Source organism: Bacillus infantis, from assembly GCF_020171945.1.
Lineage (GTDB): Bacteria > Bacillota > Bacilli > Bacillales > Cytobacillaceae > Bacillus_AB > Bacillus_AB infantis_A.
Window position 1 is genome coordinate 319,621 of record NZ_JAIVAP010000002.1, and the last position, 18,894, is coordinate 338,514.

Below are 18,894 nucleotides of genomic sequence, written 5' to 3' on the forward strand. Positions count from 1 at the left end.
TTTTCATCATTTGAAGGCAAACTTTGAAAGAGGCGGGCCGATCACCGGGATCCGAAGTACATCTTCTTTTGTAATCAGCCTGAAGAGGAGCAGGAAAATCAGATACAGCGTTCCCATGATCATCGCAGATATCAAAACCTTAAAAGCCAGAAGCATCCCCTCAGGCATCAGGCTGAATGAGACATGGCCCCCCCAGCCGGCCAGTCCCATGACAACAAAGGTTTTAACATAATCCATAATATAAAAAGTGAATGATATTGTTTTCAGCACGGTTGCAAAATGAAGCAGTGTAACAAGAACAAATCCGACCAGGATGCCGAGAGCCACCCCATTGATGCCGAATGCAGGCTGGCTGGCAAGGATAAAAATGACTGCAATTTTTACAATTGATCCGATCAGGCTGTTGATCATCGCGGCCCTCGCAAGGTTGAGTGCCTGCAAGGTGGCTTGAAGCGGCCCCTGGTAGTAGTAAAACAGAAAGAAAGGAGCCATCAGCTTAATGAACTGGTCTCCGCTCGAACTTCCATACATAACCTCCATCAAAGGGCTGGCGAGGACATAGAGAAGAACGACTGCCATCCCCCCTGTAATAAAAGAGAATCGGAGCGCCTGCTGGAGCCTGTGTTCAATCAGCTTCATATCCTTTCTTGAGTTGGCCTCGCTGATTGCCGGCACCAGCGAGGTGGAAAGGGAGTGGGTGACAAAAGACGGCAGCAGCAGCAGAGGCATGGCAAAGCCTGTCAGGGCCCCGTATTGCTTTGTGGCTGCGATCGCAGCCACCCCAGCCAGGGCAAGGCTGTGCGAGACAACGATAGGCTCGAAAAACCAGGCAATCGATCCGATCATCCTGCTGCCGGTTGTCGGCAGTGCAATCTTCATTAAATCGCTGAAAGTGCTTTTCCCGGACTGGACATAGCCGAAGAAATTTTTTCTAAGCCTGAACCTTTTCTTCAGTTTAAAGGCTGCCACAAGATAAACCAGTGAAACCAGTTCCCCGATCACAGAAGCAAACATTGCAGCTGCGGCGGCATACTCGATCCCATACGGCAGGAAAGCCTTCGTCAGCAAGGCGATGAGCCCGATCCGCACAATCTGCTCAAGTACCTGTGAATATGCTGCGGGCTTCATCTGCTGCCTTCCCTGGAAATATCCCCTTATGACTGATGAAACAGCTACAATCGGCACAATGGGGGCAATCGCAAGCAGCGGCAAATGTGTCCTTGGATCAGTGAAAAGAGTTTCAGACAATATGGGGGCGAGCAGAAACAAGGCCGGCGTGAAAATGGCAGAAAGAGAAATGGTCACAGCAAGAGATACAGCCAGAATCTTTTTGATCTTTGCCGTATCGCCCCTGGCTTCTGCCTCCGCTACATTTTTGGAGATGGCAACGGGCAGGCCAAGCTGTGTAATTGTAATGACAAGGATCAGAGTGGGAAATGCCATCATATATAAGCCTACACCCTCTTCGCCGATGAAGCGGGCAATCACAATACGGTTTATGAACCCGAGAACCCTTGTCACCAGGCCGGCAGCCAGTAAAATAATCGTTCCTTTTAAAAACTTAGACATCCTGTTCCCTGCCTTCTCAAAATAGGTATAATCATATACAATTAACTATATGCCGCGATTAGGACAAAGCATGACAAGTTATCTTGATTTTTCTATTTCTATAGAACAGCGGGGGAGGAGCCTTAGTGATGAAAGGCCATGTATATGATAAGTTTCGCCGGCAGGTGCAGCCTGCACTGCAAAGCAAGCTGGAGGAATTCCGGCTCCTGAATTATGGAGATGTTGCGGAAGAAGAGCTTTGGAGGTATCTGACTGAAAAAAAATGGCGGAAATCGCACGAAGATGCCAGACTATTCGAAATAGTGAGCGGCATCCTGGAAGTCAAAGCTGCTGATTATTTCAGCTATGCAACCGTCGAGGCATTTAAAGGAAAAGGCCTTGGTGAATTGAGCGAAGAAGACAGAAGGAAGCTGCTTGAATAGGGATATGCTGTAAGCAGCGGTTACTGTATATACAATTCTTTTTTTTTATTAATAGCCATTTTATTATGAAGGGACAAATTGACAGCCATTCCATTCTATTTCATAATGGATATGTTGGTTTTTCCGGTCTAATTATAGAAAAAAACTGCCCGCAAGAAAGCGGAGCAGGCTTAAAGATTGCAAGCAGCACCCGGCGCTGCAGCAGGCTCTGTACGAGGGCATTCCTGCAGGGGCCGGAGTTTAAGGGGGATATAACAGCACAATGGTAAAGCGCAGCAGGATTGTTGCCTTCTTCCTGATTGTCATTCTGATCGGCAGTCTGATGGGAGGCACAACGAAAAACATACTGAATAATATCAAGCTCGGCCTGGATCTTCAGGGCGGTTTCGAGGTACTTTATGATGTAAAGACCAAGGATGGGAAGAAAGCGACGAAAGAAGTGCTAAACAGCACCGCAGAAGCGCTGGACAGACGTATCAACGTCCTTGGCGTCAGTGAGCCAAGCATCCAAATCGAGGGCGATAATCGTATCCGGGTCCAGCTGGCAGGTGTCGATGATCAGAATAAAGCCCGTGAATTGCTTTCCACTGAAGCCAACCTTTCCTTCAGAGATGTCAATGACCGTGAAATGATGAATGGGTCTGACCTTGTAGAAGGCGGAGCAAAACAGACTTTCGATGAAAACGGCAAGCCAAGCGTTTCCTTGACGCTGAAGAGTGCCGAGAAGTTCAAGGAAGTCACACAGGAAATTGTAAACATGGGAGCGCCAAATAACCTGCTGGTCATCTGGCTCGACTATGAAGAAGGCGATTCTTTCAAAGAAGAATCACAGAAAGAAGATCCAAAATACCTTTCTGCACCTCAGGTCAGCCAGGTATTCAACCAGGATACAGTTTCAATCGTCGGTAATTTTTCCCTTGAAGAAGCAAAAACACTCTCTTCCCTGCTGAAGGCGGGCGCGCTTCCAGTTGAGCTGACGGAGGAATATTCCACGAGTGTCGGTGCCAAGTTCGGTGAAGATGCCATGCAGAAGACCATTACAGGCGGTATAATCGGCATTTTGGTCATCTTCCTGTTCATGATTGTGTTTTACCGATTCCCGGGTTTTATTGCAACCATAACATTGTCTATTTACATCTATCTGGTACTGCTTGTCTTCGACTGGATGAATGGTGTATTGACACTCCCGGGTATTGCCGCATTGATCCTCGGGGTCGGCATGGCAGTCGATGCCAACATTATTACCTATGAGAGGATCAAGGAAGAGCTGAAGGTCGGAAAGTCAATCAAGTCGGCCTTCCAGGCAGGAAATAAAAATTCATTGTCTACAATCCTTGATGCCAACATCACTACCATCCTTGCGGCAATCGTTCTGTTCCTGTACGGGACAAGCTCAGTCAAAGGGTTTGCCACAATGCTTATCCTCAGCATCCTGGCAAGCTTCATTACGGCTGTCTACGGGTCACGTTTGCTGCTTGGATTATGGGTGAACAGCAGGATTTTCACGAAAAAGCCGGCCTGGTTTGGGGTCAAGAAAAGCGAAATCAAAGATATTGCTGAAAACTATGATACGCTTGACCTGCCTACAAAATATGACCGGTTTGACTTTGTTGGTCACCGCAAGAAGTTTTTCATCTTCTCGATTGCAATGGCTGTTGCCGGCATCATTGCCCTATCTGTTTTTAAGCTGAATCTCGGCATTGATTTCGTAGCGGGTACAAGGGTTGAGATCCAGGCCGAACAGACTTTGACAAAAAGTGAAATTCAGGATGAGCTCAGCAAAGTCGATCTTAAAACCGATGATGTCATTATTTCAGGAGACGATGGAGAGATTGGGGTAGCCCGTTTCAAAGATCCCCTTGGCAAAGATAAGATCGCTGAGCTGAAATCCCATTTTACAGATGTATACGGCGGAGAGCCTAATGTCAGCACAGTATCTCCTACAGTCGGAAAAGAGCTGGCGAAGAATGCTTTCAAAGCGCTGCTGATTGCCGCTGTCGGCATCATCATTTATGTGACGATCCGATTTGAAATTTACATGGCGCTTGCAGCCGTCATTGCCCTCCTGCATGATGCATTCTTCATCATCGCCCTGTTCAGCATCATCCGCTTTGAGGTGGATATCACCTTCATTGCAGCGGTACTCACAATTGTCGGTTATTCGATCAATGATACGATCGTTACGTTTGACCGGATCAGGGAAAATATGCACAAAAAGAAAAGGCTCAAAACCTTCGATGATATTGCGGAGGTTGTCAACAAGAGCTTGAGGCAGACGCTCGGACGTTCTGTCAGCACTGTAATAACGGTGGTCATCGCCGTTATCGGCCTGCTGATCTTCGGCAGCGAATCGATCCGCAGCTTCTCATTCGCATTGCTTGTCGGCCTTGTAGCCGGAACCTATTCCTCGCTCTTCATTGCGTCCCAGCTGTGGCTGGTATGGAAAAATAAAGAGCTGAAGAAAAAAGGCGTCATCAAAACAGAAAAAGTAAAACACAAAGCATCAGACGAGCCGCAGGTCTGATCTGCTGAAGAAAAACACAGGAAAACCTTTCCTGTGTTTTTTCTGTTTTAACCCCTAAGTGCTTTTTGATTGGCGAATTTCGGATACACTATAAGTATTAAACTGCGGGGAAGGAAGTTGAGATTTGGATACTAACAAAGATCGTTTTAAACAGGCAGAATTTGCGGCCATGATCGGGATTGTAGGAAATATTGTGCTGGCAATTCTTAAGTATGCAGTAGGAGTTTATGCCAACAGCCGTGCACTCATCGCGGATGCGGTCCACTCTGCTTCAGACATTGCGGGGTCATTTGCCGTTTATATTGGGCTAAGGGCTGCCAAGCAGCCGCCTGATGAAGACCATCCTTATGGACATGGAAAGGCTGAATCGATTGCAGCCATCATTGTTGCCGTCCTGCTGATGCTTGTGGGGTTTGAAATCGGCAAATCTTCCTTTGAGGCTTTCTTCCATCCAATCGAGCCGCCCAAGGCTATTGCTATTGCCGCTGTTCTTATTTCCATTGTTGTGAAAGAGGCAATGTTTCGTTATAAGTATAAATTGGGAAAAAAGCTTAATAGCGATGCCTTAATCATCAATGCATATGAACATCGTTCTGATGTTTATTCCTCCATTGCCGCCCTGGCGGGGATCGGGGCAGCTGTCATCGGGGGGAAAGCCGGGATCGGATGGCTGGAATACGGAGATCCTGTTGCAGGGCTGCTGGTCTCGCTGCTTGTCATAAAAATGGCATGGTCACTCGGAAAAGAATCGATTCACAATACTTTGGACCATGTGCTTCATGATGAGGACACGGAAGGGCTGCGCAAAGCAGTTCTGTCTGTTCCGGCAGTGAAAGAGATCAATCAGCTTCATGCAAGGGAGCATGGCCATTATGTCATCATAGACTTGAAGATTGCAGTCGACCCCCATATGACAGTAGAGGAGGGGCACCGGGTAGGAAAGGTAGTAAAAGAGAAGCTGATGCAGGAGAAAAATGTGCATAATGTCTTTGTGCATATCAACCCTTACAATCCCGGCAATCCAGATTAAAGATGGGAGAGATGTGGAGTGAAAGTTCAATGGGCCTTGATATTCGGGATTCTATTTGCACTTATTGTCGCGGTATTTGCTGTTATTAATGTGGATCCTGTTACAGTCAACTATGTTTTTGGAGAAAGTGAATGGCCGCTTATACTGGTCATCCTTGGTTCAGTGCTCATGGGCGGCCTTATCGTCGGGCTCGTCGGTGTATTAAGGGTATTTGCCCTTCAGCGGAAGGTCAGATCCCTTGAGAAAGAGAACGCCGCTCTAAAAGCTGGCACTGATAAGGAAAGCACCGAAGTTGCAGCAGACAGTGACGAAGATTATTTAAAAAGGGATATTCATTAGAAGGAAGCAGCCTTGCTGCTTCCTTTATTTTCTGCCGATTGTACACCCCAGGAATTCATTGAATCCCGGTACCTCCTCTTGTATAATAGAAAAGCTGAGGGGTGAACGTATGTTAAAGTCAAAAACAAGATGGATTGTTCGTCAATCGGATAAGGATAAAGCTGACACACTGATCAGCGAATTGAAAATCAGTCCAATTGTGGCATCATTATTAGTGAATCGGGGGCTCGATACTCCTGAATCGGCACAGAGTTTCCTGTATGGAAAGAATGGGGAGTTCCACGATCCATTCCTCCTGGCCGGGATGGATGCCGCAGTCTCACGAATTAATAAAGCGATAAACGAAAATGAACCGATTTTAATATATGGGGATTATGATGCAGACGGTGTCACAAGCACCTCTGTTATGATGATAACGCTCCGCAGCCTTGGTGCGAATGTAGATTTCTACATACCTAACCGGTTTACGGAGGGATACGGCCCGAATGAAGGTGCATTCAGGCATGCAGCTGAAATGGGCATCAAGCTGCTTATTACAGTGGATACCGGCATATCAGCAGTCCACGAGGCGTCCATTGCCAAAGAGCTGGGCATGGACCTGATCATTACGGACCACCATGAACCCGGTCCGGTTCTCCCGGAGGCCCTGGCTATCATCCATCCAAAGCTTGAGGGAAGCCTTTATCCTTTCCGTGAGCTTGCCGGAGTGGGCGTGGCCTTTAAGGTAGCTCACGCCCTTTTGGGAAATCTTCCCGAGGAGCTTCTGGAAATTGCCGCCATAGGGACCGTGGCCGACCTGGTATCTTTAAAAGGAGAGAACAGGCTCCTTGTCCAGAGAGGGATCAAGAAGCTGAAGGTGACTAAAAGGGCAGGACTCCTCTCGCTGTTCAAGCTGGCCAATGTGGAGCAGGCTGCAGTGGATGAGGAAACGATCGGATTCATGCTGGCTCCAAGGCTGAATGCGGCCGGCAGGCTGGACAGCGCAGATCCGGCCGTTCAGCTGCTGCTGACAGAAGACCGGGAAGAAGCCGCTATGATTGCTGAAGAAATTGACAGCATGAACAAAGAGAGGCAGTCAATTGTCAGCCAGATTGCCGAAGAGGCAATCAAAGAAGTAGAGGAAAAATACCCGGCTGGGGAAAATGCTGTCCTCGTTATCGGGAAGGAAGGCTGGAATGCCGGGGTAATCGGCATTGTAGCGTCAAGGCTTGTCGATAAATTCTACAGGCCGGCCATCGTCCTAAGCTTTGATAAGGAAAAGGGTACGGCAAAAGGGTCTGCCAGAAGCATAGCGGGGTTTGATTTGTATAAAAATCTGTCAGCCTGCAGGGACATCCTGCCCCATTTTGGGGGCCATCCGATGGCTGCGGGGATGACGCTTGGGCTTGATGATGTCGGAGAGCTGAGGGACCGTTTGAACAGCCTTGCGAAAGAGCAGCTAAGCGAAGAGGATTTCATACCGGTCGCAAGCCTTGATGCCGAGGTAAGCCTTGAGGATGTCAGCCTGCCGGCAATTGAACAAATGCAGCTCCTATCTCCTTTTGGAATGGACAATCCTAAACCGCGCGTCCTGATCAAAGATGCTCCGATCGCCAGCATGAAAAAGATCGGCTCCGGCCAGAATCATCTAAAAATGACATTCGGCGAAGGTTCATCCTCTTTGGATGGGATTGGCTTCGGCCTTGGAGAGATGTTCCATCATATCTCGGCAGACTCCCGGATATCTGTAATCGGTGAATTATCTATAAATGAATGGAATAATATAAGAAAACCGCAGATTTTCCTGCACGATTTATCTGTCAGCGAATGGCAGCTTTTTGACCTGAGAGGGATCAAGAGATTTGAACAGCTGAGGGAACTCCTTCCTGAAAGCCGGACGAAGTGGATCTGCTTTGACGGCCAAAGCCGGGGAAAGATTTCTTCATTGCCTGAAGACTCAACTTTTTTCATCAGCTCCGAAACGGAAGCGGAAGCTCTGGCTATTGAAGAAGAGTATATAGTCCTTGTAGATCTGCCTCCTTCGAAACAGCTGCTGGAAAAGCTGCTTCAGGGCAAAGCCCCTGCCAGGATCTATGCTCACTTCTATAAGGAAGAAAGCGAGTATTTCAGCACGATCCCAAACAGGGACCATTTTAAATGGTTTTACTCATTCCTGGCCAAAAGAGGCCAATTCGACATAAGAAAATTCGGGGACCAGCTGGCCAAGCATAAAGGCTGGAGCAGGGAAACGATTGATTTTATGTCAAAGGTGTTTTTTGAGCTGGACTTTGCTAAAATGGAAAATGGGTTCTTGGCCCTTAATAAAGAGGCAAACAAGCGGGACCTGACAGAATCCCCGACATATCAAAGGAAGCATGCACAATACACCCTTGAAAACGATTTGCTGTATTCTTCATACCAGGAGCTGAAAAACTGGTTCGATACAGTACTTCAAGGGGCGGTTCATACTGAGGAGGCAATGGAAGAATGGATTTGAAACAATATATAACAATAGTGGAAGACTGGCCGAAGCCCGGGATTAGATTCAAAGATATCACAACGCTTATGGATAATGGCGATGCTTATAGATATGCGACTGACCAGATCGTTGAATATGCGAAAGAAAAGCAAATTGACCTTGTAGTCGGGCCGGAAGCACGCGGCTTTATCATCGGCTGCCCTGTTGCGTATTCACTAGGCGTAGGCTTTGCACCTGTCAGAAAAGAAGGGAAGCTTCCGCGCGAGACGGTTAAAGTCAATTATGGCCTGGAATATGGAAAAGATGTACTGACAATCCATAAAGATGCCATCAAACCAGGACAGCGCGTCCTGATCACAGATGACCTGCTGGCAACGGGAGGCACTATTGACGCAACAATCAAGCTTGTCGAAGAGCTTGGAGGCGTTGTCGCCGGGATTGCTTTCCTGATCGAATTAACCTACCTTGACGGCCGGAGCAAGCTTGACGGATATGATATCCTTACATTAATGAACTACTGAGGCGCAGCCTTTGAAAAAATTGTTTAAACAGAAGCGGGGCACTATCAACATAGTGCGCCGCTTTTCCTTTTCCGCAAAGTTCATTTTACAAAAAGGCTGTGTTAGTGTACCTTGTTGGTTTTGGGCTCATTCGTGTGAAACTCTGTTTCACACGAATGAGCCCAAAATCAACAGCAATGTTTAACAAAGCCAAGACAAAAAAAGAGAAGAATCCGGCAAAAAAAGAGCTTTTTCGACAAAAATCTTCAATTCCATATAAAAATAACTTCCAATCCCTTTACATCCACGGTTTTTTTTTCGATAATAGTAACAATCATTCTTTTTTCTGTTCTATCATTAATTGAATGGTTGTAAACGGAGATTTTAGGGAGAATCCGGGGAAGCTTGGATTCTCATTAAACTTTATATAGATAAAGGTGATTCTATGGCGAACGACCAGGTTTTGACCGCCGATCAAGTCATCGAGAGGACAAAAGAATATTTAAATGAGGAGCATGCCGGAGTCGTACGGAAGGCCTATGAATTTGCGAAACATGCCCATCGTGAACAATATAGGAAATCCGGGGAGCCATACATCATCCATCCAATACAGGTGGCAGGGATCCTGGCCGATCTTGAAATGGATCCGTCGACAGTTGCTGCCGGTTTTCTTCATGATGTTGTAGAAGATACGGAAGTCACATTGGCTGATATTTCAGAAGCCTTTAATCCGGAAGTTGCGATGCTAGTCGATGGCGTGACAAAACTGGGGAAAATCAAGTACAAATCACAGGAAGAGCAGCAGGCCGAGAATCATCGGAAAATGTTTGTCGCCATGGCCCAGGATATTCGTGTCATCCTGATCAAGCTTGCTGACAGGCTCCACAATATGAGGACGCTGAAGCACCTTCCTGCTGAAAAGCAGCGCCGGATATCGAATGAGACGCTCGAAATCTTTGCCCCGCTCGCCCACCGCCTCGGTATTTCGAAAATCAAGTGGGAGCTGGAGGATACGGCGCTCCGCTATCTCAATCCGCAGCAGTATTACCGGATTGTCAACTTGATGAAGAAAAAGCGTGCCGAGCGCGAGCTCTATCTGGAGGATGTCATCGGCGAAATGAAAGGCAAGATGGATGAAGTGTCCATCAGAGCCGATCTTTCCGGACGGCCGAAGCATATATACAGCATCTACAGGAAAATGGCGCTTCAGAATAAGCAGTTCAATGAAATCTATGATCTGCTTGCCGTCCGCATTGTCGTCAATAGCATCAAAGACTGCTATGCTGTGCTGGGCATCATCCATACATGCTGGAAGCCTATGCCTGGGCGGTTCAAGGATTATATCGCCATGCCGAAGGCGAATATGTACCAGTCTCTGCATACAACGGTCATCGGTCCAAAGGGCGACCCGCTTGAGGTGCAGATCCGCACAACTGAAATGCATCAGATCGCAGAGTTCGGGATTGCAGCCCATTGGGCATATAAAGAAGGCAAAACTGTCAATGAAGGCTCTTCTTTTGAAGAAAAGCTGACATGGTTCAGGGAAATCCTCGAGTTTCAGGATGATGCCGTGAATGCAGAAGAATTCATGGAATCGCTGAAAATTGACCTTTTCTCTGATATGGTGTTTGTATTCACACCAAAGGGAGACGTCATCGAGCTGCCATCAGGGTCTGTCCCGATTGATTTTGCCTATCGGATTCACTCAGAGATCGGCAATAAAACAATCGGTGCAAAGGTTAACGGGAAAATGGTCACTCTGGATTATAAATTGAAGACCGGCGATATTCTTGAGATTCTCACGTCCAAGCATTCCTATGGGCCGAGCAAGGATTGGCTGAAGCTTGCCCAGACGACCCAGGCGAAAAATAAAATCCGCCAATTTTTCAAAAAGCAGCAGAAGGACGAAAACTTTGAAAAAGGCAAAGAGATGGTTGAAAAAGAAATCCGCAATATGGATTTTGACATCAAAGAAATCCTGACTGCCGAGAATGTCCGGAGAGTGGCTGAAAAATTCAATTTTGCCAGTGAAGAGGATATGTATGCCGCTGTCGGCTATAATGGCGTCACGGCTCTGCAGGTTGCAAACCGGCTGACCGAAAAGTGGCGGAAAAAGCGCAATATGGAGCAGGTAAACGATATTTCCAATGCCGTTTCAGAATTGAAATCCTTCCCGTCCGTCAAGAAACGGGAATCAGGTGTAAGGGTTTCAGGGATCGATAATCTTTTGATCCGTCTTTCCCGCTGCTGCAATCCTGTGCCGGGAGATGAAATTGTCGGCTTCATCACTAAAGGCAGAGGAGTATCTGTCCATCGTTCAGACTGTACCAATATTGATACTGCCGATGCTAAAGCAAGGCTCATCCCTGTTGAATGGGAAACAGGCCTTAATGATAAAAAAGAATATAACGTTGAAATTGAAATTAACGGCTATGACCGCCGCGGCCTTCTGAACGAAGTGCTGCAGGCCGTCAACGAAACAAAAACAAATATATCTGCAGTGTCAGGCAAATCGGACCGCAATAAAATGGCTACTATTAATATGTCGATCAGCATTACAAATGTAAGCCATCTGCAGAAGGTTGTGGACCGCATCAAGCAGATTCCTGATATCTATTCTGTCAGACGTATCATGAACTAAGGGGAATACGAAATGCGAGTAGTTGTTCAGCGAAGCAAAGAAGCGAGTGTGACTGTAGAAGAAAAGACTGTAGGCAGCATTTCCCGCGGATTTGTTTTGCTTGTGGGCGTCACCCATGAGGATGGGGTGAAAGATGCTGAATATCTGGCTGATAAAATTGCCAATCTCCGCGTATTTGAAGATGAAGAAGGCAAGATGAACCAATCTTTGCTGGATGTGGGGGGAGAAATCCTTTCTGTGTCCCAGTTCACTCTATACGGCGACTGCCGTAAAGGGAGAAGGCCTAACTTCATGGAAGCAGCCAGGCCTGACCATGCCCTTCAAATCTATGAGGCGTTCAATGGGCTTCTCAGGGAAAAGGGCATCAAAACAGAAACAGGGCAGTTTGGCAGCATGATGGACGTCAGCCTAGTGAATGATGGCCCGGTCACACTGATAATAGATAGCAAATGACAGTCTGAGAGGGCTGTTTTTTTTTCGGGAAATAGAGAGACCCTTCAAATTGAAGGGTCTCTTGTTGCGCTAATATCTTTTGAAATGCCTGGCCAGTCCCTGATAAATGCCGGCTGCGGCTGCCTCCTGATATTGAGGTGAGGTAACGAGCATTTCTTCTGCCGGGTTGCTGAGATAGCCTAATTCAAGCAAAATGGCATTTTTATTATTTTCTCTGATGACAAAATAATCGCCCGTCCGCACACCCCGGTCCTTCAGCTTAGTCTGGGCGGCCAGGGAGCTGTGGACGCTCTCGGCAAGGGCCTTTTGGAAACCGTGGTAATAGTAAACAGTCATTCCGCGGACACTTTTATCATTAATGCTGTCATAATGCAGGCTGATGAAAGCATCGGCATTATTGTATGATGCCGAGCCGACCCTTGAGCTGAGCGGAATATAAGTGTCAGTGGATCTTGTTAAAATTACATTGGCGCCCGCTGCCTTCAGCTTGCTGTACAGAAGCTGGGCTGTTTTGATGGTGACAGTTTTTTCCTGGGTTCCCCGCGCTCCGGTTGTGCCATTGTCGCGGCCGCCGTGTCCTGGATCAAGGACGATGGTTTTCCCCTGCAGGTGAAGCTCTGCCCCCGGCTTTTCAATTTGGGGCGAACTGCCGCTCAAGGAAACGATCCATCCGGCTACATAGCCTGTCTTCCCATCCAGGCTGATTTTGTACCAGTCATTCTCACGGCCGAGCACCTCGAAGGATTCTCCTGCGTTTGCCAATTGGAGCACAGAGCTTCCAGTTCTGGCGTCTTTCCTGATATTCGTTCCGTTATGTAGTATGGTGATGGTGCTGCCTTTTGCCGGTTTGCTGCCGTTTGCTGAGGAAATCTCGGACTTATCGAGATACCACGCTGCTATCCAGCCATAAGAACCGGGCTTGTACTCAATCTTTGCCCAATTGTTCTTTTCTTCAATAATTGAATATGTTTCGCCTTTTGAAACCGATCCGAGAACTTTCCCATTCAAGGAACTTGAATCTCTGAGGTTCAGAGTCTGGGCGGTAACCGTTCCGGTCAATCCTCCTGAAGGTTTCGCGCTGCTGCCGGCACTTGGCTTCGGGCTTAAGCTTTTGGAAGAAGAAATGAACTCGCTGCTCACCCATGCGTGACTGCCGCGGAAGATAATTTCTGTCCAGCTCCCGTTATTGGATACCATGCTGACTCTATCACCGCTTTGAAGCTTCCCCAGGACCGTACCCTGTGTTCCGGGAGCACTCCTGACGTTTACCGAATCACCTGTGACCGTTCCTTCGGCAGCCGCATCGGCTTTGCTGCTTCCCTCCGTGATAAAATCTGCGGAAACCCAGCCATTTCCGAATGAGCCGGTGATCCTGACCCAATTCCCCTCTTTTTCAACAATGCCTACCTTTTGTCCTTTATTCAGGACAGCTATGACCGAGGCATCTGTTCCGGGATTTGACCTGACCCGCAATCCATCGGCTGTGACTGTCCCGCCGGAAGATACGGTGGCAGCGTCTTTCTTGCCAGCTTCCTTCACTGCCAGCCAGCCTGCAACCCATCCTTTGGATCCCCCGGAAAGGCTGAGCTGCAGCCAGTCCCCGCTTTCTTTCAGGATCGGATACCGGTCCCCTTTGGCGGCCTTTTTGACAATCGGGTAGCTGAGCCCCGGGCCGCTGCGGATATTCACTCCGCTGTCTGCAATCAGTGCTGTTCCGCCGGTTGAGGCAGTGCTTTCTGATGGCCTCCATACTCCTCCTGCTAAAAGGATGAAGCATAGAAACAGTAGTATTTTGCTGCTTTTTAACAAAAAGTCCCCTCCTTTTGCGAAATCTTGGAGTGCATAAATATAAGTTCTATTTTAGAACATAAAACCCCTGCTGTTAATATCGGAATTTTGCAGTCCAATTTTAGCCATTAGCTGAAAAGGTAAATTTATTAGCTGGTAAGGGAATGTTCCCGGGGCTTTCAAGACATACTTAAAGAATAAAAAACTTTTCGGGTAGGGTGGTTTGATGAGATTTGGAGAAAAGGGCATGCATGCCCATGAAAACGGTAATCAGCTGTTTGGGGTGGACTTCCACGATTTCATCCAGAAGGAGCAGGGTTCCGGCATGTACGAACTTGCTTCGGAATTCGGCCTCAGCATAGGGGATGTCAGGAAGCTGAAGAGGAAGCTTGAGCGTTCCTAGAGCAGGTGCATCGGCTCCGGGAGAAAGACCCTTTTCGGAAAGGCTCTTTTACCCCTTGACAATGGCTGAAATGGTCTTTATGATTAGATAAATAAAATCACTATTCATATTGAACACTGATGATGGAGAACAGTAGTTGAGAAATGTGTGAAAAGAGAGGAAATGCCCTGGGCTGAAAGCATTTCTGCATGGCAGCTTAATGAATGAACACTCCGTAGGATTCTCCCTGAAATAGCAGATCGCTTTAGTAGGGGCTGAACGTTGACAGGCGTTAACTGTAAAAGTGGAAGTGCATGATGGTTATGCCTTCAATTAGGGTGGCACCACGGGATCTAACTCCCGTCCCTTGTATGGGAATACAAGGGACGGGAGTTTTTTGCATTTAGAAAGCGCCGCATGTCCCCGGTGTGCCCTGTTAGTATACATAGGAATGCTAGGAGGAAACAGGATATGGCAATGAATATACCGAGGGGGACGCAGGATATCCTTCCTGGAGAATCGGAAAAATGGCAGTATGTTGAAGAGAAAGCGAGGGAGCTGTGCAGCAGGTTTCAGTACCAGGAAATCCGGACGCCGATATTCGAGCATACCGAGCTCTTCCTGAGAGGGGTCGGAGATACAACGGACATCGTGCAAAAAGAAATGTATACCTTCGAGGACCGGGGCGGGCGCAGCCTGACACTGAGGCCTGAAGGCACTGCACCAACTGTACGGTCATTCGTAGAAAATAAAATGCATGGCTATGCCAATCAGCCTGTAAAGCTTTATTATACAGGCCCAATGTTCCGTTATGAACGCCCTCAGGCAGGCCGCTTCAGACAATTTGTCCAATTCGGGGTCGAGGCGCTTGGGAGCTCGGATCCTGCCATTGATGCAGAAGTAATTGCCCTGGCTATGAGCATCTACAAAGAACTGGGACTGAAGAAGCTAAAACTGGTCATCAACAGCCTTGGCGATAAAGAAAGCCGGAACAGCCACCGCGAGGCGCTGATTGCCCATTTCAAGCCAAGGATCGGGGAATTCTGTTCAGACTGCCAAAACAGGCTGGAAAAAAATCCGATGAGGATCCTGGACTGCAAAAAGGACAGGGAGCATGAATTGATGCAGACAGCCCCTTCCATTCTGGATTATCTTAATGAAGATTCAAGGAATTATTTTAATAAAGTGCAGCAGTACCTGACGGATGTGTCCATCGACTTTACGGTCGATCCCAACCTCGTGCGCGGCCTGGATTATTATAATCACACTGCCTTTGAAATCATGAGTGATGCTGAAGGTTTCGGGGCAATAACGACTCTTTGCGGCGGAGGGCGCTATAACGGCCTGACTGAGGAAATCGGCGGCCCGGAAGCGCCAGGCATCGGCTTTGCATTCAGCATTGAGCGCTTTCTGTCAGCTCTGGAGGCAGAAGATATCAAGCTTCCCGTTGATGAAGGAATCGACTGCTATCTCGTGGCGCTTGGGGAAGAGGCGAAGGATCATTCTGTCGGCCTCCTGCATAAGCTGCGCATGGCCGGTTTTTCCGCAGAAAGGGATTATCTGGACAGAAAGATCAAAACACAATTCAAGGCAGCTGACCGCATGAACGCAAAATATGTAGCTGTCCTTGGGGAAGATGAATTGAAAGCAGGCAAGATTAATGTAAAGTCCATGGAAACCGGTGATCAGACCGAAGTCAGCCTGGATTCATTCATAGACCAATTAAAAGAGCTTATAGGGGGTTAATGTATGTTTGGGAGAACATATTTCTGTGGAGAAGTAACAGAAAAAAGCATTGGTGAAAAGGTTACACTTAAAGGCTGGGTTCAGAAGCGACGTGATCTGGGCGGATTGATTTTCATTGATTTAAGAGACCGCACAGGGCTGGTCCAGGTCGTGTTCAATCCCGAAACTTCACCTGAGGCTCTCGCTTCAGCTGAAAAAATCAGGAATGAATATGTACTGAGTGTGGAAGGAAAGGTTGTCGCCAGGGAACCTGGCACAATTAACGAAAACCTGCCCACCGGTAAAATTGAAGTCAGTGCAGAAGCAGTAACAATCATCAATGAAGCGAAGACACCTCCGTTCGTGATCGCTGACCAGACAGATGTCTCAGAAGATGTGCGATTGAAATACCGCTATCTAGATTTCAGGCGCCCGGTCATGTTCGAGACCTTCAAGATGCGCCACCAGGTGACAAAGGCAATACGCGATTACCTGGACAGTGAAGGCTTCCTTGATATTGAAACGCCTATCCTGACGAAGAGCACACCTGAAGGCGCCCGCGATTATCTTGTTCCAAGCAGGGTCCATCCAGGCGAGTTTTATGCTTTGCCGCAGTCACCCCAAATCTTTAAGCAGCTTTTGATGGTCGGCGGAATCGAAAGATATTATCAGATTGCCCGCTGCTTCCGGGATGAGGATCTTCGTGCAGACCGCCAGCCGGAATTCACGCAGATCGATATTGAAACAAGCTTCATGAGCCAGGAAGACATTATTTCCATGACAGAGCAGATGATGACGAAGGTCATGAAAGAGGTAAAGGGCATTGATATTACACTGCCGATCCAGCGCATGACCTACCAGGAAGCGATGGACCGCTATGGCTCTGACAAGCCGGACACCCGTTTTGCTATGGAGCTTGTCAACCTCTCTGAAACACTAAGCAATTCAGGCTTCAAAGTATTTGCAGGCGCGATTTCTTCCGGCGGGGAAGTCAAAGCGATCAATGTGAAAAACGCTGCCTCCAAATACAGCCGCAAGGACATCGATGCGCTGACCGAATTTGCTTCAAGATACGGTGCTAAGGGTCTGGCTTGGCTGAAAGCAGAAGAAGAAGGCCTTAAGGGTCCTATCGCGAAATTTGTTGCAGAAGAAGAGCAGGCAGCTATTAAGGAACTGCTGGGAGTCGAGACAGGAGATCTGCTCCTGTTTGTGGCCGATAAGAAAAGCGTCGTCGCTGACGCCCTTGGAGCCCTGCGCCTGAAGCTTGGCAAAGAGCTTGGACTAATTGATCAGACCCTCTTTAACTTCCTGTGGGTGACAGAATGGCCGCTGCTTGAATTTGACGAAGAAGAAGGCCGCTATTATGCTGCCCACCATCCATTTACAATGCCAAACCGCGAAGATCTGGAATACCTTGATACAGATCCTTCGAAGGTAAAGGCCCAGGCTTATGACCTTGTGCTGAATGGATATGAGCTCGGCGGAGGCTCATTGCGTATCTTTGAACGCGCGATCCAGGAAAAAATGTTCTCTGTCCTTGGATTCAGCAAGGAGGAGGCAAGGGAGCAATTCGGATTCCTGCTCGAAGCGTTTGAATATGGCACCCCTCCGCACGGCGGCATCGCGCTTGGCCTCGACCGCCTTGTGATGCTGCTTGCCGGAAGCTCGAACCTAAGGGATACGATTGCTTTCCCGAAAACGGCAAGTGCAAGCTGTCTCCTGACCAATGCGCCTGGCGAAGTAAGCGAGGCCCAGCTGAACGATCTTCATCTGCAGCTTAAGCTGAAAAAAAGTGAGTAATTACCTATTCCTTATCCCTTGATACTGGGAGGCGGGATATGATACTATACTATCAATAACAGAAGAGTCCTAATGTGTTCGTTGTTTCACCTGACATTTTGACCTAACATTATTCCTTCGGGAGCCCGGATTTCCTTGCGGCGTAAATGCCTCTGGCTTAGGGGACTTACAAAAGCGGGAATAGGGCACCCACCTGCTGAGTGCGGGTTCAAAACGAAGGCATCCAAGGCGACGGCACAATTGGGACTCTTCCTACATATGAATGATAAACCATGCTGGCTGGCATGGTTTTTTTATTGTTCACTGCCCCTAATTCCCATAGAAATACTTGTTTTTATAAAGAAGTATGATATATTCATTATCGGGTAATAGATACATAAGAGATAAGGGGCCATAGGCGGTAAAAAAGTCCCTGATACTGGCATATTTATTCAAATAAATTTAATGGAGTTGAGATATATGCTGCACCAATTTTCACGAAATGAACTTGCGATTGGCCAGGAAGGCCTTGAAACAATGAAAAACAGCACGGTGGCAGTCCTTGGGATTGGAGGCGTCGGCTCATTTGCTGCAGAAGCACTGGCCCGCTCAGGAGTCGGCAAGCTTATCCTGATTGATAAGGATGATGTTGATATCACCAATGTTAACCGCCAGATCATTGCTTTAGTTTCGACTGTCGGCAGACCGAAGGCGGATTTAATGAAGGAACGCATCAAGGATATCAATCCTGACTGTGAAGTGATTGCCTTAAAGATGTTTTATACAGAAGAAACGTATGAGGAGATTTTTGCTTACGGGCTTGATTATGTAGTAGATGCCAGTGATACGATTTCTTATAAGATACACCTGATCAAGGAATGCCTGAAAAGGGATATCCCGATGATATCGAGCATGGGGGCAGCCAATAAAATGGATCCTACCAGGTTCCAGATTGCCGATATCTTCAAGACGCATACCGATCCGATTGCCAAGGTGATCCGCACCCGCCTGCGCAAGGAAGGGATCCGCAAGGGGATTCCGGTTGTGTTTTCGGATGAAAGCCCGATTGTGATCCGTGAGGAGGTAAGGAAGGAAGTGGGCAAGGATGATGCCAAAATCCGCAAAGCGAAAATGCCGCCTTCCTCAAATGCATTTGTTCCTTCTGTAGCCGGACTGGTCATGGCAAGCTATGTGGTGAGGGACCTGCTTAAGGATATTAAGATTGTTAGGGTGAATGATAAATAAGACACATGATAGAGCACTGCAGTGATGCAGTGCTCTTTT

At 47.7% G+C, this 18,894-nt stretch carries 14 protein-coding genes, 1 other RNA gene and 1 other annotated feature; of the genes, 13 read left to right on the forward strand and 2 right to left on the reverse strand.

The features are described 5' to 3' along the window. Positions 1-6: 6 nt before the first annotated feature. Positions 7-1,569: a stage V sporulation protein B gene (spoVB, locus tag LCM00_RS05630; RefSeq protein WP_224898751.1), complete on the reverse strand. Its 1,563-nt coding sequence runs from the start codon at positions 1,567-1,569 to the stop codon at positions 7-9. A 128-nt stretch (positions 1,570-1,697) separates the two neighbouring features. Here spoVB and LCM00_RS05635 point away from each other — a divergent pair, with 128 nt between their 5' ends. The 8 genes from LCM00_RS05635 to dtd all read left to right on the forward strand — a co-directional run bounded on the left by LCM00_RS05635 (position 1,698) and on the right by dtd (position 11,936). Beyond that, the gene (locus LCM00_RS05635; protein WP_224898754.1) at positions 1,698-1,991 is read left to right on the forward strand and encodes a post-transcriptional regulator; all 294 of its coding nucleotides are present in this window, start codon (positions 1,698-1,700) and stop codon (positions 1,989-1,991) included. A 262-nt stretch (positions 1,992-2,253) separates the two neighbouring features. Continuing rightward, positions 2,254-4,515 carry a protein translocase subunit SecDF gene (gene secDF / locus LCM00_RS05640; RefSeq protein WP_224898757.1) on the forward strand — a complete coding sequence of 754 codons (2,262 nt, stop codon included), beginning with the start codon at positions 2,254-2,256 and terminating at the stop codon, positions 4,513-4,515. Between the two features lie 169 nt (positions 4,516-4,684). Next, positions 4,685-5,545: a cation diffusion facilitator family transporter gene (locus LCM00_RS05645; RefSeq protein ID WP_224899328.1), complete on the forward strand. Its 861-nt coding sequence runs from the start codon at positions 4,685-4,687 to the stop codon at positions 5,543-5,545. A gap of 18 nt (positions 5,546-5,563) precedes the next feature. Then, complete coding sequence (locus LCM00_RS05650) at positions 5,564-5,884, forward strand: LapA family protein (RefSeq protein WP_224898760.1); 321 nt, start codon at positions 5,564-5,566, stop codon at positions 5,882-5,884. A gap of 109 nt (positions 5,885-5,993) precedes the next feature. Then, entirely contained in the window at positions 5,994-8,360 is a 2,367-nt protein-coding gene (recJ, locus tag LCM00_RS05655) for a single-stranded-DNA-specific exonuclease RecJ (protein WP_224898763.1), read from the forward strand. Then, positions 8,351-8,863, forward strand: a complete 513-nt coding sequence (locus LCM00_RS05660; protein WP_148973679.1) for an adenine phosphoribosyltransferase — start codon at positions 8,351-8,353, stop codon at positions 8,861-8,863. The genes recJ and LCM00_RS05660 overlap by 10 nt, the downstream gene beginning before the upstream one ends. Positions 8,864-9,287: 424 nt before the next feature. Further along, positions 9,288-11,483, forward strand: coding sequence for a RelA/SpoT family protein (locus tag LCM00_RS05665; RefSeq protein WP_224898766.1), 2,196 nt, complete (start codon positions 9,288-9,290; stop codon positions 11,481-11,483). Positions 11,484-11,495: 12 nt separating this feature from the next. Then, positions 11,496-11,936 (forward strand): D-aminoacyl-tRNA deacylase, encoded by a 441-nt coding sequence (dtd, locus tag LCM00_RS05670; RefSeq protein WP_224898769.1) that lies wholly within the window; start codon positions 11,496-11,498, stop codon positions 11,934-11,936. A 69-nt stretch (positions 11,937-12,005) separates the two neighbouring features. Here dtd and LCM00_RS05675 read toward each other — a convergent pair whose 3' ends face one another. Then, the gene (locus LCM00_RS05675; RefSeq protein WP_224898773.1) at positions 12,006-13,745 is read right to left on the reverse strand and encodes an SH3 domain-containing protein; all 1,740 of its coding nucleotides are present in this window, start codon (positions 13,743-13,745) and stop codon (positions 12,006-12,008) included. 205 nt (positions 13,746-13,950) lie between these two features. Here LCM00_RS05675 and LCM00_RS05680 point away from each other — a divergent pair, with 205 nt between their 5' ends. From LCM00_RS05680 to LCM00_RS05700, 5 genes are all read left to right on the forward strand, one after another. After that, positions 13,951-14,127 carry a hypothetical protein gene (locus LCM00_RS05680; protein WP_165352527.1) on the forward strand — a complete coding sequence of 59 codons (177 nt, stop codon included), beginning with the start codon at positions 13,951-13,953 and terminating at the stop codon, positions 14,125-14,127. Between the two features lie 110 nt (positions 14,128-14,237). After that, positions 14,238-14,477: a binding site (T-box leader), on the forward strand. Between the two features lie 100 nt (positions 14,478-14,577). Next, entirely contained in the window at positions 14,578-15,852 is a 1,275-nt protein-coding gene (hisS, locus tag LCM00_RS05685) for a histidine--tRNA ligase (protein WP_224898776.1), read from the forward strand. A 3-nt stretch (positions 15,853-15,855) separates the two neighbouring features. Next, positions 15,856-17,631, forward strand: coding sequence for an aspartate--tRNA ligase (gene aspS / locus LCM00_RS05690; RefSeq protein ID WP_224898780.1), 1,776 nt, complete (start codon positions 15,856-15,858; stop codon positions 17,629-17,631). Between the two features lie 63 nt (positions 17,632-17,694). After that, positions 17,695-17,882, forward strand: a non-coding RNA gene (gene ssrS, locus LCM00_RS05695) — 6S RNA. A gap of 208 nt (positions 17,883-18,090) precedes the next feature. Next, positions 18,091-18,855, forward strand: a complete 765-nt coding sequence (locus LCM00_RS05700; protein ID WP_148973684.1) for a tRNA threonylcarbamoyladenosine dehydratase — start codon at positions 18,091-18,093, stop codon at positions 18,853-18,855. Positions 18,856-18,894: the final 39 nt, after the last annotated feature.

What these genes read in the sequence shown, in the direction of transcription:
- recJ (WP_224898763.1), top strand. Translation starts at nt 5,994, where the DNA reads ATGTTAAAGTCAAAAACAAGATGGATTGTTCGTCAATCGGATAAGGAT.
- LCM00_RS05680 (WP_165352527.1), top strand. Translation starts at nt 13,951, where the DNA reads ATGAGATTTGGAGAAAAGGGCATGCATGCCCATGAAAACGGTAATCAG.
- LCM00_RS05660 (WP_148973679.1), top strand. Translation starts at nt 8,351, where the DNA reads ATGGATTTGAAACAATATATAACAATAGTGGAAGACTGGCCGAAGCCC.
- LCM00_RS05635 (WP_224898754.1), top strand. Translation starts at nt 1,698, where the DNA reads ATGAAAGGCCATGTATATGATAAGTTTCGCCGGCAGGTGCAGCCTGCA.
- dtd (WP_224898769.1), top strand. Translation starts at nt 11,496, where the DNA reads ATGCGAGTAGTTGTTCAGCGAAGCAAAGAAGCGAGTGTGACTGTAGAA.
- aspS (WP_224898780.1), top strand. Translation starts at nt 15,856, where the DNA reads ATGTTTGGGAGAACATATTTCTGTGGAGAAGTAACAGAAAAAAGCATT.
- secDF (WP_224898757.1), top strand. Translation starts at nt 2,254, where the DNA reads ATGGTAAAGCGCAGCAGGATTGTTGCCTTCTTCCTGATTGTCATTCTG.
- LCM00_RS05645 (WP_224899328.1), top strand. Translation starts at nt 4,685, where the DNA reads ATGATCGGGATTGTAGGAAATATTGTGCTGGCAATTCTTAAGTATGCA.
- LCM00_RS05665 (WP_224898766.1), top strand. Translation starts at nt 9,288, where the DNA reads ATGGCGAACGACCAGGTTTTGACCGCCGATCAAGTCATCGAGAGGACA.
- hisS (WP_224898776.1), top strand. Translation starts at nt 14,578, where the DNA reads ATGGCAATGAATATACCGAGGGGGACGCAGGATATCCTTCCTGGAGAA.
- spoVB (WP_224898751.1), bottom strand. Translation starts at nt 1,569, where the DNA reads ATGTCTAAGTTTTTAAAAGGAACGATTATTTTACTGGCTGCCGGCCTG.
- LCM00_RS05700 (WP_148973684.1), top strand. Translation starts at nt 18,091, where the DNA reads ATGCTGCACCAATTTTCACGAAATGAACTTGCGATTGGCCAGGAAGGC.